Source organism: Pseudomonas sp. NBRC 111140, assembly GCF_001320885.1.
GTDB classification, from domain to species: domain Bacteria; phylum Pseudomonadota; class Gammaproteobacteria; order Pseudomonadales; family Pseudomonadaceae; genus Aquipseudomonas; species Aquipseudomonas putida_P.
In genome coordinates, this window is record NZ_BCBQ01000182.1 from 1 (window position 1) to 2,522 (window position 2,522).

Below are 2,522 nucleotides of genomic sequence, written 5' to 3' on the forward strand. Positions count from 1 at the left end.
CAGGCCCGCACCGGCCAGTACCTGAGCCAGGGCCTGAGCGAGGCCGGCTTTGCCACCGAGTTGGCCACCGATGGCGAGACCGGGCAGTTCCTCGCCCTGACCGGCGACCACGACCTGCTGATCCTCGACGTGATGCTGCCCGGGCGCGACGGCTGGCAAATCCTTCAGGCCGTGCGCCAGGCTGGCCTGGATACACCCGTGCTGTTCCTGACCGCCCGCGACGCCGTCGAGGACCGCGTGCATGGCTTGGAGCTGGGCGCCGATGATTACCTGGTCAAGCCGTTCGCCTTTTCCGAACTGCTGGCCCGGGTACGCAGCCTGCTGCGCCGGGGCGCCAGCCCAAGCCAGGACACCACCCTGAGCCTGGCCGACCTGCGCCTGGACCTGATCCGCCGCCGCGCCGAACGCGCAGGCACCCGTATCGACCTGACCGCCAAGGAGTTCTGCCTGCTCGAACTGCTGCTGCGCCGCCAGGGTGAGGTGTTGCCAAAATCGCTGATCGCCTCGCAGGTGTGGGACATGAACTTCGACAGCGATACCAATGTGATCGAAGTGGCAATCCGCCGCCTGCGCCTGAAAATCGACGACCCGCACCCCAACAAGCTGATCCACACGGTGCGCGGCATGGGCTACGTACTCGAAGAACGCACTGAATGATGCGCCGGGTATCCCTGGGCAGCCGGCTGGCGCTGCTGTTCGCCGCCTGCACCGCCACCGTATCGCTGGGCGCCGGCCTGCTCTTCAGCCGGGCCAGCGAGCAGCACTTCGTCGAACTCGACCAACAACTGCTGGACTCGCGCCTGTCGCTGTTCCGTACACAACTGGCCGGCGTCAGCACGCCGGATGAGCTGCAGGCGCGCCTGCCCGCGCTGCGCGACGAATTGAGCCACCAGGCCGACCTGGCCCTGCGCATCAGCGGCAGCGACGGCGCCACGTGGTTCGAAAGCCGCAGCGGGCTACCGCAGGCACCGCTGCCCGCCGGGCTGGCCACCTTGCACGCGCAAGGCACCGACTACCGCAGCCTGGCTGTACACCTGGCGCAGGGCGCCGCGCAGTCGCCGCAACTGACCCTGTACCTCGACATCACCCACCACCAGCATTTTCTGCAGGGCATGCAGCGGCTGATCTGGCTGACTGTCGGCCTATCGGCGCTGGCCACTGCGCTGCTCGGCGCCTGGGCCGCCCGCAGCGGCCTGCGCCCACTGCGGCAGATGGGCCAAGTGGCCGCCAGCGTGTCAGCCCGTTCGCTCACCACCCGCCTGCCGCTGGCGCAGATGCCCGAAGAGCTGGCCGAGTTGGCCGGCAGCATGAACGCGATGCTGCAGCGCCTGGACGATGCCTTCCAACGCCTGTCAGCGTTTTCAGCTGACATCGCCCACGAACTGCGTACACCGCTTTCCAACCTGCTGACCCACACCCAGGTCACCCTCACCCGCCCACGTAGCCTCGAGGAATACCGCGAAGCGCTGCATGGCAACCTGGAAGAGCTGCAATGGATGGCGCAGATGATCAACGACATGCTGTTCCTGGCCAAGGCCGACCACGGCCTGCTGGTACCGGGGCAAGCGCCTTTGGCGCTGCATGACGAAGTGGATGCACTGCTGGAGTACTACGCACCACTGGCCGAGGACACCGGCGTACGGATGTTGCGCGAGGGTGAGGCGATGCTGCAGGGCGACCGGCATATGCTGCGCCGGGCGCTGTCCAACCTGCTGGACAATGCCTTGCGCTTTACCCCGGCGGGAGGGCAGATAAAGGTGACGCTAGAACCGGGAGCGAAAATCAGTGTGGCCAATACCGGGCAGGCTATCGAGCCGACTGCGTTACCGCGACTGTTCGACCGCTTCTACCGAGTGGACCCGGCGCGGCGGGAAGGCAGCAGTGAGCATGCGGGGTTGGGCTTGGCGATTACCCGGTCGATCGTGCAGGCCCATGGCGGGTGCATTCGGGCAGAGTGCGGGGATGGGTGGACGCGGTTTGTGATCGAGTTCACTGAAGGCCGGTGAAATTGGGGCTGCTTTGCAGCCCCATAATTTCAGGCAAGCATCAAACCGCCAGACCGATCGCCGGCTGCACCTGCGACGCCCGGTAAGCCGGGTAAATGGTCGCCAGGAAGCTCATCACCAGGCCAGCCGTGCAAATCATGGCCACATCACCCCACTGCAATTGCGACGGCAAGCTGCTGACGAAGTACACATCCGAGGTAAAGATGTGCTGCCCGCTCACCCGCTCCAGCCAACCAACGATTTGACTGACATTGAACGCCGCAATCACGCCCAGCACGCCGCCGATCAGCGTCCCGACAACACCAATCAGGCTGCCCTGAACCATGAACGTGCCCATGATCTGCGCTGGCGTGGCGCCCAAGGTACGCAGGATGGCAATGTCCGGCCCCTTGTCGTTCACCACCATCACCAGGGTGGCGATGATATTGAACGCCGCCACCGCGATGATCATCATCAGCAGCAGGCCGATCATGGTCTTCTCCATTTTCATGGCGCTGAACAGGCTGCCCTGGGTGT

Annotated in this window: 3 protein-coding genes; 2 read left to right on the forward strand and 1 reads right to left on the reverse strand. The window is 65.3% G+C overall.

What is annotated here, in order from left to right; all coding sequences use genetic code 11:
• The coding region (gene cinR, locus APH42_RS28710; protein WP_156352973.1) for a two-component system response regulator CinR at positions 1-657 on the forward strand (657 nt) is incomplete at its 5' end.
• The gene (locus APH42_RS28715) at positions 654-2,006 is read left to right on the forward strand and encodes a heavy metal sensor histidine kinase (RefSeq protein ID WP_060494744.1); all 1,353 of its coding nucleotides are present in this window, start codon (positions 654-656) and stop codon (positions 2,004-2,006) included. The genes cinR and APH42_RS28715, both read left to right, overlap by 4 nt.
• Positions 2,007-2,046: 40 nt before the next feature.
• Here the strand turns inward: APH42_RS28715 and APH42_RS28720 are convergent.
• A partial coding sequence (locus APH42_RS28720; RefSeq protein WP_156352976.1) for an FtsX-like permease family protein occupies positions 2,047-2,522 on the reverse strand: 476 nt, incomplete at its 5' end.

What these genes read in the sequence shown, in the direction of transcription:
- APH42_RS28715 (WP_060494744.1), top strand. Translation starts at nt 654, where the DNA reads ATGATGCGCCGGGTATCCCTGGGCAGCCGGCTGGCGCTGCTGTTCGCC.